The sequence below is a fragment of the Cupriavidus pauculus genome, assembly GCF_008801835.1.
GTDB classification, from domain to species: Bacteria; Pseudomonadota; Gammaproteobacteria; order Burkholderiales; family Burkholderiaceae; genus Cupriavidus; species Cupriavidus pauculus.
This window is the reverse complement of sequence record NZ_VZOW01000008.1, coordinates 144,056-158,202: the sequence shown is the minus strand read 5'-3', so window position 1 is coordinate 158,202 and position 14,147 is coordinate 144,056. Positions and strand designations below refer to the sequence as shown.

General features: G+C 64.9%; 12 protein-coding genes. 6 read left to right on the top strand and 6 right to left on the bottom strand.

Annotated elements, in window-relative coordinates; all coding sequences use genetic code 11:
* The first annotated feature begins 252 nt into the window (after positions 1–252).
* Positions 253–1,086 carry a carboxylating nicotinate-nucleotide diphosphorylase gene (gene nadC, locus F7R19_RS11695; protein ID WP_150980729.1) on the top strand — a complete coding sequence of 278 codons (834 nt, stop codon included), beginning with the start codon at positions 253–255 and terminating at the stop codon, positions 1,084–1,086.
* 130 nt (positions 1,087–1,216) lie between these two features.
* Here nadC and F7R19_RS11690 read toward each other — a convergent pair whose 3' ends face one another.
* Positions 1,217–1,765, bottom strand: a complete 549-nt coding sequence (locus tag F7R19_RS11690; protein ID WP_150980788.1) for a MarR family winged helix-turn-helix transcriptional regulator — start codon at positions 1,763–1,765, stop codon at positions 1,217–1,219.
* 312 nt (positions 1,766–2,077) lie between these two features.
* On the opposite strand from F7R19_RS11690, the gene phnN reads away from it, so the two are divergent.
* From phnN to F7R19_RS11675, 3 genes are all read left to right on the top strand, one after another.
* The gene (gene phnN, locus F7R19_RS11685; protein WP_150980786.1) at positions 2,078–3,898 is read left to right on the top strand and encodes a phosphonate metabolism protein/1,5-bisphosphokinase (PRPP-forming) PhnN; all 1,821 of its coding nucleotides are present in this window, start codon (positions 2,078–2,080) and stop codon (positions 3,896–3,898) included.
* A gap of 43 nt (positions 3,899–3,941) precedes the next feature.
* Complete coding sequence (locus F7R19_RS11680) at positions 3,942–4,934, top strand: tripartite tricarboxylate transporter substrate binding protein (RefSeq protein WP_061954100.1); 993 nt, start codon at positions 3,942–3,944, stop codon at positions 4,932–4,934.
* A gap of 198 nt (positions 4,935–5,132) precedes the next feature.
* Positions 5,133–6,236 carry a porin gene (locus F7R19_RS11675; RefSeq protein ID WP_150980726.1) on the top strand — a complete coding sequence of 368 codons (1,104 nt, stop codon included), beginning with the start codon at positions 5,133–5,135 and terminating at the stop codon, positions 6,234–6,236.
* A gap of 44 nt (positions 6,237–6,280) precedes the next feature.
* On the opposite strand, the gene F7R19_RS11670 is transcribed toward F7R19_RS11675, so the two are convergent.
* Complete coding sequence (locus F7R19_RS11670) at positions 6,281–8,479, bottom strand: xanthine dehydrogenase family protein molybdopterin-binding subunit (protein ID WP_150980723.1); 2,199 nt, start codon at positions 8,477–8,479, stop codon at positions 6,281–6,283.
* A 128-nt stretch (positions 8,480–8,607) separates the two neighbouring features.
* Here F7R19_RS11670 and F7R19_RS11665 point away from each other — a divergent pair, with 128 nt between their 5' ends.
* Positions 8,608–9,339 carry a TetR/AcrR family transcriptional regulator gene (locus tag F7R19_RS11665; protein WP_061954094.1) on the top strand — a complete coding sequence of 244 codons (732 nt, stop codon included), beginning with the start codon at positions 8,608–8,610 and terminating at the stop codon, positions 9,337–9,339.
* On the opposite strand, the gene F7R19_RS11660 is transcribed toward F7R19_RS11665, so the two are convergent.
* Genes F7R19_RS11660 through F7R19_RS11645 form a run of 4 tightly spaced genes read right to left on the bottom strand, consistent with a single transcriptional unit; the run spans position 9,336 to position 12,650 of the window.
* Complete coding sequence (locus tag F7R19_RS11660) at positions 9,336–9,983, bottom strand: N-carbamoylsarcosine amidohydrolase (RefSeq protein ID WP_061954092.1); 648 nt, start codon at positions 9,981–9,983, stop codon at positions 9,336–9,338. The genes F7R19_RS11665 and F7R19_RS11660 overlap by 4 nt on opposite strands.
* Positions 9,976–11,043, bottom strand: coding sequence for a M29 family metallopeptidase (locus F7R19_RS11655; protein ID WP_061954090.1), 1,068 nt, complete (start codon positions 11,041–11,043; stop codon positions 9,976–9,978). Before F7R19_RS11655 ends, F7R19_RS11660 begins: the two co-directional genes overlap by 8 nt.
* 23 nt (positions 11,044–11,066) lie before the next feature.
* Positions 11,067–11,885, bottom strand: a complete 819-nt coding sequence (locus F7R19_RS11650; RefSeq protein WP_150980721.1) for an alpha/beta fold hydrolase — start codon at positions 11,883–11,885, stop codon at positions 11,067–11,069.
* A 12-nt stretch (positions 11,886–11,897) separates the two neighbouring features.
* On the bottom strand, positions 11,898–12,650 hold the full coding sequence (locus F7R19_RS11645; RefSeq protein WP_061954086.1) for a maleate cis-trans isomerase family protein: 753 nt from the start codon (positions 12,648–12,650) through the stop codon (positions 11,898–11,900).
* Between the two features lie 330 nt (positions 12,651–12,980).
* Here F7R19_RS11645 and F7R19_RS11640 point away from each other — a divergent pair, with 330 nt between their 5' ends.
* Positions 12,981–14,141, top strand: a complete 1,161-nt coding sequence (locus F7R19_RS11640; RefSeq protein ID WP_150980718.1) for an FAD-dependent monooxygenase — start codon at positions 12,981–12,983, stop codon at positions 14,139–14,141.
* Positions 14,142–14,147: the final 6 nt, after the last annotated feature.

Here is a 14,147-nt window from a genome sequence, read left to right as displayed (position 1 = left end):
ACGCGCCAGCACCAGTCGCCGCATCGAGCGGCCCGGTGCGCGCCCAGGCGCCGCCCCGCATCGTACGCAGCGCCTTGCCGATGCAAACCACTTCCCGCTCCGACCAACCTCCTACGAGGTCGCCGCTCGCCATCGTTATCTTAGAGATCGAATAATAGTTGACAAGCCGTTGGCAGGCGCTAGTATTACGCCATGTACTTCGATATCTAAGTTATTAGAAGTGCGGCAACCACCATTCAGGAGCCAACATCCATGTATGACATTTTCGCCACGGACAAGTTGATCGACCTCTGGCTGACCGAGGACATCGGGATCTGCGATCTCACCGTTCACACCATGATCGAGCCCGGCGAGACCGGCACGTTCTGCATGAACGCGCGCGAACCGATGCTGATCGCCGGCATCGACGTGGCCGCCCGTATCTTTTCGCGCTACGACCCCACCCTGTCGCTGGACGTGCGCGTGGCCGATGGCGACAAGGTGGAAAAAGGCGCCGTGCTGCTGAACGTAAGCGGCAACGCGCGTAGCGTGCTGACCGCCGAGCGCACCGCGCTCAACATCATGCAGCGTCTGTGCGGCATCGCCAATCACACGGCGAAGTATGCCGAAGCGATTGCGCACACCAAGGCGCGTCTGATCGACAGCCGCAAGACCACGCCGGGACTGCGCGCGCTGGAGAAGCACGCGGTCACGTGCGGCGGCGGGCTGAACCATCGCCTGAGCCTGGACAATGGCGTGATGATCAAGGACAACCACATCGCCGTGTGCGGCAGCATTGCAGCGGCAGTGGCGCGCGTGCGCCGCAAGCTGCCGGTGCTGACCAAGCTCGAGGTCGAATGCGACCGCCTGGAGCAGGTGCATGAAGCGCTGTCTGCTGGCGTCGACGTCATCATGCTGGACAACATGTCGGTGCCGGACATGAAGGAGGCGGTGCAGATCGTTGCCGGCCGCACCAAGGTGGAAGCATCAGGCGGCATCCGCCTGGAAACCATCCGGGCCGTGGCCGAAACCGGCGTCGACTACATCTCCACCAGCAAGATCACGCAGTCGGCCCCTGCCGTCGATATCGGCCTGGACGACGCCTGATCCGCGCGGACGCTCCGCAAGATCGCGCCTTCTACCCGGGAGGCTTTTCCCTTCGATGGCATGGCCATCGAAGGGCTTTTGCGCTGGCCGCATGAACAGGGGCTCCGCCCCACGGCCAGCGGCGGCGGCGTCACAGGTCGGCCAGCAGCCGTCCCACTTCCTGAGTGGATGGCACGCGCCGGCCGCGCTCTGCCAGCGCCATCTCATCGGCTACCAACCGCTGCGCGATCGTAATCAGCACGCGGCGCGTGGTCAGCACGTCCTCCTCGCTCACCCCTTCCACGCTTAGCGTGTTGACCTCCGTGGCCAGCGGCTCCAGCTTGCGCCGTAGCGCGCGTCCGGTCTTGCTCAGGAACACGTGCACCTTCTTCTTGTTGCCGGGCAGGTGCGTGCGTTCGACATAGCCCAGCGCCTCCAGCGCCTTGACCGCGGCGAACGTGGTGGGCTCTGTGACGCCGGCACGCTCGCTCAGCTCCCGTTGCGACAGTCCGTCATGACGCCACAGGATCCGCAGGATGGTCCAGTGGCCATACGACACCGAATGCTCGGCCAGTCGCAGCTGCAGCGCGCGGATATAGGCGCGCGCGGCGTCCTTGACCAAATGCGCAAGGCGTTCCTCTTCGATTTCTGCTTCAGGCGTCAGCGTGACGGGGCTATCCAGCTTCTTTTTCGTGGCCATGGTTTTTGACAGGCGATAGGCGTAGGCAGCGCACATGATAGCGCCTTGCGCGCGGCGTCGCCGCCACGCACGCGCGCGCCCTCGATGTAGCGCTCACTACATCAGTGCGCGATGCGCGTTGTCGATGCACGCGGCACCGTCAGCGCGCAGGCCGGCACTGCGCGTTTTCCCTGAGAAATCCCTCAATCCCGCGTACACACTGGATTTCCGGGCGCTGGCCCGCCCCTTGCATTAACTTAGACATCGAACTTCTCTTGACAGGCCCGGGACCGGTGCTAGCATAGCCCTACAACTTCGATGTCTAAGTTAAATATGAACGAGACCGGCACATTCTTCCTGGTGGTAGGGCCCAGCGGCGCGGGCAAGGATTCCCTGATCGACGGTGCACGCGCGATTCTGGGCAATGGCTATCACTTTGCGCGGCGCGTGATTACGCGGCCCAGCGGATCGCCTGGCGAGGACCATGAAGGCGTGTCGGACATCGAGTTCGCAAGACGCCAGCAGGCAGGCGAATTTCTCGTGATGTGGGACGCGCACGAATTGCGCTATGGCTTGCCAACGTCGCTGACCGATGCGCTGGCCGCCGGAACGCATGTCATCGCCAATGGCTCGCGCAGCGTGGTGGCGGAACTGTCGGCGAGCCTGCCGCGCTTTTCAGTAGTGCTGGTGACTGCGCCGCAGGATGTACTGGCCCGCCGCATCGCCGCACGCGGCCGTGAATCGGGCGAACAGGTGGCCCGGCGCGTGGCACGCCAGGCTGCGCCTCTGCCGGACGGCGTGGCATGCATAACCGTGTCGAACGACAGCACGCTGGAGGTTGGCGTGGCGCGTTTCGTCGCAGCGCTGCGGCAGGCGGCGCCCTCGTCCGTCTGCCTTGCATCGGCGCCCGCCGATAGCGCACCCGCGAGCCGCGTCAATCTGCGGGCCAAGCTGCGCGGCGAAGCACTGGACGAAGCCGCCTATGTTGGCGTATTGCGCGATGCAATCGCCGGCCGCTACAGCGACGCCGAGCTGACCGCGTTCCTGATCGCCGCCACGGGCAGCCTGAACGACCAGGAAGTCGTGGCGCTGGCGCGTGCGCGCACCGCATTTGCCACGCGCATCGAATGGGATGAGCCGTTGGTGGTCGACAAGCATTCGATGGGCGGTGTGCCGGGCAGCCGCATTACGTTGATCGTGGTGCCGATCGTCGCGGCGTACGGATTGGCGATGCCGAAAACGTCGTCGCGCGCCATCACCTCCGCTGCCGGCACCGCCGATGCCATGGAAACCGTGGCGCGCGTCGACCTGACGCAGGAAGACGTGCGACGCTGCGTGACGCTGGCGCGCGGCTGCATCGCCTGGAACGGCCGCCTGAACCATTCCGTGATCGACGACGTGATGAACCGGATCACACGCCCACTGAGGCTCGATTCGCGGCGCTGGGCCGTCGCATCGATCCTGTCGAAAAAATTTACGGCCGGCGCCACCCACGTGATGGTCGATCTGCCTTATGGACCGGACACGAAATTGGCTTCGCATGCCGACGCCTGTGAGCTCGGGGCCCTGTTCGAGCGGGTGGGTGCCGGACTTGGCATGAAGGTGCGCGCACTTGCCACCGATGGCAGCCGCCCCATCGGCCGCGGCATCGGTCCGGCCCTCGAAGTCCGCGACGTAATGCAAGTGCTCGATAACGATCCCGATGCGCCGGCCGACCTGCGCGCGAAGGCGCTGCGCTTCGCCAGTGAAATTATCGCTTTCGACCCGCGCGTGGGTAACGCCGAGCAAGGCATGCGAATTGCGACTGCGCTGCTGGATGAAGGCAAGGCGAAAGCGGCATTCGAACGTATTGCCGTCGCGCAGGGCAAACGGCCCGCACCAGTGATGCCTGGGGCGCATACGCATGACATCGTCGCGCCCTGCGCGGGCCGCGTGCAGTCGATCAACGGGCTGCGCATCTCCGGCGTTGCACGCGCAGCGGGCGCGCCGCGCAGTGCCGGTGCAGGCGTCGACCTGCTCTGCACGATTGGCGCGCATGTGGCGCAGGGCCAGCCGCTGTATCGCATTCACGCCGATGACAACGCGGCGCTCGATGCCGCACTGGTCCAGGCCAGCGGCGAGTGCGACCCGGCGGTACGCATTGTTCCCGATTGACCGGTCTTTACCTTTCCTTCACCCTAACCGACGAGGCTTATCCATGAGACCCCTATCCGTCGTCAGCAGTCTGGCATCGCTACTGTTTGTGGCTGGCACCCTGGGCACCCTGCCCGGCCGTGCCGAAGCCAACATCGCGAGCACTTTCCCGCAGAAACCGATCCGCATGGTGGTCACGTTCCCGGCCGGCGGCGGGACGGACGTGCTCGCGCGCCTGATCGGCGCCGACATCAGCAAGGCGCTGGGCCAGCCCGTGGTGGTCGACAACCGCCCCGGCGCCAGCGGCAATATTGGCGCGGAGTTTGTCGCGAAGAGCCCGGCGGACGGCTACACGCTGCTGATCGTCAACAGCAGCTTTGCGATCAACCCCAGCGTGTTTCGCAAGCTGCAATTCGATCCGAAGTCCGACTTCAGCGCGGTGATCACCTTTGCCTCGGTGCCTTCGGTGATCGCGGTGCCCTTCCAGTCCAAGATCCGCACCTTCAGCGATCTGGTGGCGGCCGGCAAGAGCGCATCGCCGCCTAGCTATGCGTCGTGCGGCAATGGCACGCCCCAACATCTGGCCGGAGAACTGCTGAAGGTATCGGCAAAGATGGAAATGCTGCATGTGCCGTACAAGGGCTGCGCGCCCGCGATGGCAGACGTGCTGGGCGGACAGGCCGATGTCAGCGTCAACACACTGACCAATACGATCCCGTACCTCAAGAGCAACAAGCTGCGCGCGCTGGCGGTGACTTCGAAAGCGCGCTCGCCGTTCCTGCCCGATGTGCCAACCGTCAGCGAGCTTGGCCTGCCAGGCTACGACGTGGACCAATGGTTCGGCATTCTGGCCCCCGCCAACACGCCGCCCGAGATCGTACAGAAGCTCAACGCGGAAATCGCCAGGGCCATCGCCAAGCCGGAAATCAAGGCATCGCTCGCACATCTTGGGTTCGCCACGACCACCAGCACGCCAGCGGAATTCCAGAAACTAGTGACCAACGATATCGATCGCTGGCAGAAGTTCGCGACCAAGATCAACCTGCTCGTCGACTGATTTACCGGGGACCCGCCGAGGCTTCAGCAGGCACACCCCAACTCCCCTTTTACTGAATCGCTGCTACGCGGGCGCTAGCCGGCCCCGTGAGAGTGCGTTCGTCCCTGCGTCCTGACATTCGGTCTTCAGGCGCTGGATGCGTGCGCGCTGCTCGCGGGGCAGGCACCCGATTCCAACCCCATTGCAAAGAAAAAAGAAATGAGCCAACCACTTCGCCATTCCATTCCGCATCTGGCCCTGGCAGGCGCGGCCATGCTTGCCGCGCACGGTGTGCAGGCGCAATCGTCGGTGACGCTGTACGGCGTGGCCGATGTCGGCGTCGAGTTCCTGACCCATGCCGATGCCAACAACCGCCGTCTCACGCGCATGACGTCCGGCAACCTGTCGGGTTCGCGCTGGGGCATTCGCGGCACAGAAGATCTCGGCGGCGGCCTCCAGGCGCTGTTCGTGCTGGAAAATGGCTTCGATATCGACGCCGGCACCGCGGCGCAAGGCGGCCGCCTGTTCGGTCGCCAGGCGTTCACGGGGATCTCTTCGCAGTACGGCCGCGTTACGCTGGGCCGGCAGAACAATATCCTCTACGACATCCTGATCAACTACGACGCAATGGCGGTGTCGCCGCGCTACTCGATCTTCACGATGGATGCGATGACCGCGGGCCGCTATGACAACACGGCGAAGTACGTGGGCAAGTTTGGCGGCTTCACGGTCACGGGTCTCTATTCGTTCGCGCGCGGTACGTCGTTGTCGGGCGGCGCGGTGGCCGGCGAAGTGCCCGGCGACCCGAAGAGCGATCGGGCCGTCAGCGGCGGTGTCGAATACAACGTCGGCAAGGCGGGCATGACGGTGATCTACGACATGCAGCAGGGAACCAGCGGCATCGCGGGGCAGAACACGTCGCAGAAAGATCAGCGGCTGGCGGTTGCCGGAAGCTATTCGTTCGCCAAGGCGAAACTGTTTGCGGGCTATCGCTGGTTCAACGGCAACCTCGGCGCCACCGCAACGGTGCCGTCGCGCCGGGCGGACTTGTTCTGGATTGGCGCGGGATATCAGCTGACGCCCGCGCTGTCGTTAAGTGCTGCGGGATACCTGCTCAACGACCGGCGTGGCAACGGCGATGCGTGGAGCGCTTCATTGCTGCTCGACTATGCCTTCTCGAAACGCACCGACGTGTATGCGCAGATGGCCTACATCCGCAATGACGACGGCGCACGCATCGGCCTGAACGGCGCGGCTACGTCAATCGGCCCGGCTGGGACCAATCAGTTCGGCACCGTGGTGGGCATCCGGCACAAGTTCTGACAGTGGCCCTCTGCCGCGCGCGGCAGAGGGCCACGCCCACCGCATCAGGCGAGGGAAAGCGCAGTGGCGCAGCCTTGCCTGACCGCCTCGGGGGTAAACGGCGCGCGCGTAAATCGCACGCCGGTGGCGTCGAACAGCGCATTGGCAATGGCCGGCGCACCGGGCAGAGATGCCGACTCTCCGGCGCCCAGCGGGCTTTCTTCCTGGCGCGGCATCAGCAAGACTTCGATGTTGGGCACATCGGGAAAGGCGATGATCGGATAGCTGCCCCACTCGCGGCTGGCCACGCCCTGGTCGTCAAAACGCACCTGCTCGCGCAGCACGCGGCTCAGGGTCTGCACCACATTGCCGTGGATCTGATGGCGCACACCATCCGGGTTCACCATCATGCCGGTGTCCTGTCCCACGCACAGCCGGGTCACCCGCACGTTGCCGCTGGCGGGATCCACCTCCACATCGACGATCCACGCCGCCCACGCCGCACCGAAGCCCGGAAACTTGCTGTGCACGTAGCGGGCATACGCAATACCGCGCCCGCGCAGCAGCCCATCGCCGTCCGGCTGGCCGCGTGATCCGCGTGCACCTTCGCGCCATTCGGCCGCCTGCGACAGCGCAACCAAGAGTTCGCACGCACGCGTATCGGGCAGATGCCGCAAGCGGAAGGCCAGCGGATCGGCGCCGCAACGATGCGCCATTTCATCGATGAAGGACTCGTGTGCGAACGTATTGGGCAACGCGGACACCCCACGCAGCCACGACGCCCGGGCGATGGCCGGGATGTCGTCGCACGCGATATCGAGCGACGCGTAGCCATAGGCGGGCACCGCAGTGCGATCGCCCATTTCCAGCATGCGCGGCGTGGCCGGCAGGCGCCCGGTCAGCAGCAACGCCAGCACCGGCGCATCGTTGGACGGATAGCGTGTCACGAACTGGTAGGCCGTCAGCGCGCCGTCAGCATCAGCGCCGCCGCGTACGTCCATCAGCTGTGCCGCGCCTTTCGGTTCCCAAAGGTGTTCCTGCTCGCGCGTCAATTGCACGCGTACCGGCCGACCCACCGCGCGCGACAGCAGCACTGCATCAGCGCATACGTCGTCGGCGCAGTTGCGGCCGTAGCAGCCGGCGGCCTCCATGCGCACGATTTCGATCGCGCCTTCGTCGAGCCCGGATAGCCGGGCCATGTCGATGCGGAGCACATGCGGATTCTGCGTGCCCGACCATAGTGTCAGATGATCGTCGCGCCAATCGGCAACCGCGCACGATGGCCCGATCGATCCATGCATCTGGTAGGGCCAGACGTAGCTGCGTTCGATGCAATGCGCGGCTTCGGCCAGCGCGGCCGTGGTGTCGCTGGTCTGGAGCAGCTGACGTCGTCGCGCCGGCACGGCGCGCAGCGCGGCTTCGGGCGTGTTGAGATCGGCGAGCGGCGGCACCGCCTTCCAGCGCACCTTGAGCCGGCGTGCGGCCTCGATTGCCTGCTCCTCGCGCTCGGCCACCACGCCAACAAAATCGCCTTCCACATACACGCGCACGACACCGGGCACCGAGGCAATCGATGTCTCGTCGATACCAATCAGACTGGAGCCGACGAAAACGCCGCTGTCGCGTCCCGCATAGGGCGGCCGTATAACGCGGCCGTGCAGCATGCCGGGCACGCGCACATCGTGAACGAACGTCAACTCGCCGGTTGCCTTGGCCGGGATATCGACGCGCGGCGCACTGCGCCCGACCACGCGATACTGCGCGGCGGGCTTGGTCGGGACATCATCGGCAAGCGGCAGTTCGACATGTTCGTCGCGCAGCAGCGCCGCGACATCGATCGGGCCGCCAGCAGCGCGCGCCACCAGCCACGCGCGCGCCTGCGCCGCGGCGCGGCGTAGCGGCAACGCCGAAATCTGGATCGATGCACTGGCAATGGTCGGGCCCTGATTTGGCGTGGCCTCGGTATGGCCCAGCACCATCGTCACGGCATTGGCTTCGACTTCGAGTTCCTCGGCGACGATCTGCGCCAGCGAGGTGCGAATGCCCGTGCCGAGATCGACGTGTCCGTTGAAGGCGAGGATCTGTCCCGACGCCCGGATCGCCACGAAGATATCGGGCAGATCGGAAATGAAATCCGAGGCGGCCCCCGGCTGGCCCGGCGATGGGCGTGGCGCGGCGGCCGCCGGACGCGTCACCAACAGTACGCCGCGCTCCTGGAACAACGCTTCGCGCAATGCACGCGGTGTTTGCGATGGCTGTTGCATCGATCTTCCTTCACTGCCGCGCCGCTGCGCGGCGCACGGCTATACTGGCAACGCGCTGACGGCCCACGCGCCGGCGCATTGCTGGAATTTGTTCGAACCTGTCGGAAACCATCCCCAACTCGGCCCGCATGCCCAAAGACATCACCACCGCCCGCGCCCGGCCCGGCACCCGGGCCCGCCAGGCCCAGGACACGCGCGCCAAGATCCTCAAGGCGGCCACCAAGGTTTTCGCCCAGCACGGCTACGACGGCGGGCGTATCGAGCGCATCTCGTCGCTGGCCAATACCTATGACCGGATGATCTATTACTACTTCGGCAGCAAGGAAAAGCTGTTTATCGAAGTGCTGGAGACCATCTACCTGCAACTCAACGAGGCCGAGCAGAAACTTGAACTCGATCCCGAAGACCCGCTCCGCGCGCTGACGCAACTGGTCGACTTTGTCTGGCGATACTACCTCGATCATCCCGAGTTCGTCGCCATTCTCAACAGCGAAAACCTGAGCCGGGCCCGTCACGCCAAAAAGTCGGTACGCCTGAACGAAATCTCGGCGTACGCGCTGTCGGTGCTGGACGGCATCCTGGCGCGTGGTGTGGGCGCCGGCGTGTTTCAGCCTGGTCTCACAGCGCGCGACGTCTACCTGATCATCGCGTCGCTGGGCTATTTCTACAACTCGAACCACCACACGCTGAGCGCCTTTCTGGGCGAGCCGATCATGAGCGAGGCGGCCATCGCGCATTGGCGTGACGTGATGCAGCGCACCGTGCTCAACGCCGTGTGCCACGGTGCGCAGATCCCGGCCGCAGAGACCGGCCACGTGCGCCGGCCACGCGGCCGCCCGCGCCGCGCGATGTCCGCCTAGGCCGCCGCCGACGCCACGCGCGGCACCGCTCCGATCGACGCGAGCGCAGCGTCGCGCGTCATCACGGTTGCGTACTTCTGCTCCATGTCGAACAGGTTCGCTTCATGCGGACCGATGGCGCGATCGCCAACGCAGTCGGACAGCACCAGCGGACGAAAGCCATACGACATCGCATCGACGACACTGGCGCGCACGCAGCCGCTGGTCACGCAACCGGCCACCAGCAACGTCTGCACACCACGCTGCGCCAGCCATGCCGCCAGCGAAGTGCCGAAGAACGCCGACGGCACAGTCTTGCGCACCACCAGCTCGCCGTGTGCGGGCGCCAGCTGCGGCACGATCTGGCTGGTGACGCCGTCCTCCTTCAGCGTCAGCATGCCGGGCACCTTGAGCGTGAAGATGTTGTGATCGGCGTCGTCGTCGGCAAACACGATGCGACTATGCGCGATCGGCCAGCCCAGCTTGCGCGCCGTGGCCAGCAGCGGCTGGGTATTGGCGATGGCGTCTGGAATATTGCCGCCGCCGAACACCGCCGGATCCGCAAAGCCGTTGACGAAATCGATGATCAGCAGCCCGTAAGGCGCCTTCGGCTCCATCGCGGTGCCAAAGCCCTGGCGACGATAGGTTTGTACTTCATCATGCATGAGCAGACTCCTGGCTGGCATGCGCGCCGCCGTCCAGCACCTTGCCGGCGGCCACCACCGGCTCGCCGTCGAGGCTGACGGTGCAACGGCGCAAAGGAATGTCGATATGGCAAGCGGTGGTGCGACTGCCGCCCGCCTCGTTGTTCGGTCCGAACGAGCAAAGGAAGTTGCCTTCGAAGGCGCGCGCGTCCATGCCGATGGTGGCCTCGCGGTCGTACATCGCCAGCGTGGACCAGCGCGCGCGTGGCTGCAGGCCCCAGCCGATATGCGACATCGCGTACGACTCCGGATCGTTGAACGACGCCATGTAGTCGGCCAGCAGCTCCGCATCCAGACCGCCTTCGATAGCGGTGACGTAACCGTTCCGGAGCGTGACGTGGATCGGCTCCTGCACGTAGGACTTCATCGGCAGCAGGATGTCGCCTCGGTCCAGCACGAGGTGGCCGTTGGTACCGCCTTCATTGGGCCACGTCAGCACGAAACCGCTGGGCCAGTGGTCCCAGCGGCCGGGCTCGTCGACGAAGCCGTACTCGCTGATGGCCGGGAATTCGCCCAACGCGCAGTGCAGGTCCGTTCCCGCTTCCGATGTGATATGCATGCTGCGCGCGCGCCCAAGCCGCGCGGTGGCGGCCTTCACGCGCGTGCGGTCCGCCTCGGTGGGCACTAGTCGCGCCAGCACTTCGGGCGGCTCCACCGCCAGCAGAATCTTGGTGCCGGCCGACAGGATGTCGTGCTGTTCGGGCGAGAACAGCAGGGTCATCAAGTCCAGCACCAGATCGCTGGCCTTGAGCGCGGCGATGGCGGCACGATTGCCGGTCAGCGGCGTGGTGCCGAGATAGGCCAGCGCATCGCGGCTCAGCGCCTTTTCGCCATTGACCGGCGGAAGATCGAGCCGGTTGACGATGGCGCCCATCGACGCGGCAGCCACCAGCGCGGTGCGCAGCGTCTGCGGGTGCGTATCGGCGCCGGTCAACACCGTCACCGTCTGGCCCGCTTCAAGTTTGGACAGCGTGAGAACCTGCTTCCATGCGCAGGTCAGGTCGTAGTCACTGACAGCCATGCTTGGCTCCTTGCGGTGAGTGCTCAGTCTGTGAGCGGTGCGCCGAGAAATTCGCCGAACGCCTGATAGAAACCTGGCTCGTTGTCCCACGGAATCATGTGGCCCGCGTCGGGCACGCGCACTTCTTGCAAACCGGGACGCAGCGCGCGCAGTTCCTCCACATCGGCCGGCAGCACCACATCGCCGCGCGCCGCGGTGATCAGCAACGTCGGCACGCTCACGTGCGGCAAATCGGCGTGGATGTCATCGGCATGGAAACCTTCGAAACTCGCCAGCATGGCGCGTTCATCGCACGTGTGCAGCCATTCGGCGCGCAGCTGCCGCTGTTCCTCGGTCCACGTGGGGCAGAAACGGCGCATGCCTTCGGCGTCGGTGCCCTGCACGGCAAGGCGGATCGAGTCTACATACCAGGGCAACTGCGCGGGATACGGGCGACGCCCGGGTCCCGACACGGGCGGGTCGACCATTACCAGGCGCGTCAGTCCGGCAGGCGACGAGCGCGCCGCGCGGATGCCGATGCGTCCGCCCATCGAATGGCCGACGATCTGGAAGCGCGCCAATCCCAGCGCCTGGGCAAACGCGATGACGTCGGCCGCCTGGGCATCGAGACTGTAGTCGAGCGTGTCGCCGGCCGAAGACAGGCCTCGGCCGCGCACGTCCAGCACATAGGTATCGAACTGCTTGCCGAACTGCTCGCCGACAAAGCCCCAGGTGATGGCCGGGCTGGTGATGCCGGGCACGATGATGACCGCATCGCGACCGGTCCGTGCGCCGCCGTAGCGCAGGTAATGCTGGCGGATGCCGTTGGCGTGCACATTGCCGCCGTAGAGAAAGGTGCTCATCGATGGCTCCGTTCAGTACGCGCCCGACAGCAGCGTGCCGCCGCCCGGCACCACGGCCTCCAGATCGAGTTCCTTGAGCAGTGCATACGTGGTGGCGATGGCCGCGGTGATCACCGGCTTGCCGGTCATGGCCTCGACCTTTTCCACCACCGGCAGCGACGGCATCTGCACGCATGCCGACAGTACGACCGCATCCACATCCTTGGTGTTCATGGTGGCAACGATGCCCGGCAGTCGCGACGGATCGTGCCGGCCGACTTCGAGGTTGTCCGGGATCTCCAGCGCGCGCCATTCGACCACTTCGAAGCCTTCATGCTCGATGTAATCGACCACGAGTTCGGTCAGCGGTTTCATATAGGGCGCCACCAGCGCAATGCGCTTGGCGCCGATGACCTTGAGCGCATTGACCAGCGCACCGGCGCTGGTCACCACCGGCGCGCTGCCGCCGTTTTCTTCGGTGCGCGACTTCAGGCGCGTTTCCGACGTGCGATGGTAACCGCGCCCCATCGACATGATCGCGACCAGACAGGCATAGCCGAGCACATCCACGCGGGCGTCGCTCAACTCGAGTGCGCAGCGGTCGGATTCGGCGTCCATGGCGGCCAGTTCCTCCTTCTTGACCGTCTTCATGCGCATGCGGCTGGAATGAAACGTGAAGCGCTCGGGACGCACGAGTTGGCGAGCCGCCAGCATGGCCGGAATCTCGGTCTCCATCGTGGTGTTGGAACTGGGGACGATCTGTCCGATCCGGAAAACTTTCTGCACTTGTCACTCCATCGTCTGTGTCGTTGTCTACCCACTCGCCCTGCGGCGCGGGACGCATGGCGCGCGGCTTGGCGCCCTTCCGGAAAATTCTAGTGTACACACCTTATTTTTACAACAACCATTCATTCTGGAAAACCCGCACTCATTCAGTGCCCTCTGAATGAATCAATCCCTTTAATGGCGCATTATTTCGCCATTTATGGGCATCCACCGGATGTGTCGATTAAATCGTCAGGGTTTTCCACTAGCACGGCAAAACCATTCTTTACTTGGAAATTTATGGTGTGTACACTCGATTTCAACGTGACAGACCAACTCAGGAGAGACGTCGTGCAAGGCAATACTCGAATTGCAGTGATCGGTGCGGGCCTGGGCGGGACGGCGGCAGCCGCCCTGCTCCAGCGTGCAGGGTTCAATGTGAAGCTGTATGAGCAGGCGCCGGCCTTTTCGCGCCTCGGCGCGGGCATCCATGTCGGGCCCAACGTGATGAAGATCCTGCGCCGCATCGGCATCGAGGACGCGATGAACGCGATGGGTTGCCATCCGGATTTCTGGTACAGCCGCGACTGGAAGACCGGCGAGGTGATCGCCCAGATTCCGCTTGGCGACTACGCGCTGTCGCATTACGGCGCCAGCTACCTGACGGTGCACCGCGGCGATTTCCACGCCTTGATGACCGAGGCCGTGGAACCCGCGCGTCTTGTATTCAACAAGAAGCTCGAAAGCGTCGAGGACCTCGGCGATGTCGTAAAACTGACGTTTGCCGATGGATCTGTCGAGGAAGCCGATATCGTGATCGGCGCCGACGGTGTCAATTCGCGCATCCGCGAGCACCTGCTCGGTGCGGAGCCGCCCAAATACACCGGCTACGTGGCGCACCGCGCGGTGTTCCCGATCTCGCGCGTCAAGGGCTTCACGCATGACCGCTGCACCAAGTGGTGGTCCGACGACCGCCATATGATGGTCTACTTCGACACCAAGCAGCACGACGAGATCTACTACGTGACCGGCGTGCCCGAGCCCGAATGGGACATGAGCAAGAGCTGGGTTCCCAGCAGTATCGAGGAAATGCGGGCCGCATTCGACGGATGGCACCAGGGCGTGCAGTCGCTGATCGAAGGCACCGTCGAAGTCACCAAGTGGCCGCTGTTGGAGCGCGACCCGCTGCCGCTGTGGAGCCGCGGCCGCCTGGTGCTGCTCGGCGACGCTTGCCATCCGATGAAACCGCACATGGCGCAGGGCGCGGCAATGGCCATCGAGGACGCCGCGATGCTGACGCGCTGCTTCGTCGAAACGGGGCTGAGCGACCACGCCTATACTTTCGCGCTGTACGAGGCCAATCGCGCTGAACGCGCCAGCAGGGTGCAGAAGGTGTCGCACGACAACACGTGGCTGCGCACCAACGAAAATCCCGACTGGTGCTTTGGCTATGACGTGTTTTCGGTGCCACTGCGCGAGCCGACGGCACGGCCCGTGCCGGCTGCTGCCTGACCTGTA